Source organism: Gemmiger formicilis, from assembly GCF_016901605.1.
In the GTDB taxonomy this organism is placed as follows: Bacteria; Bacillota; Clostridia; order Oscillospirales; family Ruminococcaceae; genus Gemmiger; species Gemmiger formicilis_B.
Genome location: NZ_JACJKP010000849.1, coordinates 1 through 220, shown reverse-complemented (window position 1 = coordinate 220; position 220 = coordinate 1). Strand labels below are relative to the sequence as shown.

1 pseudogene is annotated in these 220 nt (G+C 65.5%); it reads left to right on the top strand.

The features are described 5' to 3' along the window. Positions 1-126 (top strand): annotated as a pseudogene (locus tag H6B10_RS19170) (oleate hydratase); the annotation flags it as partial. Positions 127-220 lie beyond the last annotated feature (94 nt).

The window sequence follows — 220 nt, the reverse complement described above, 5'->3', positions numbered from 1 at the left end:
GACTCCGCCTGGCTCATGAGCTGGACCTTCAACCGCCAGCCCCACTTCAAAGCCCAGCCCGAAGGCCAGCTGGTAGGCTGGATCTACGGCCTTTACCCCGAACGCCCCGGTGACCACCTTGCCCGCGTAGGGGTCCCGGCCGCAGACCTGCTGCACATAGGGTGCGATGCGGTCATCCAGCAGGGTGACGGTGGCGGATTCCCACTTGGTGGCTTCGATG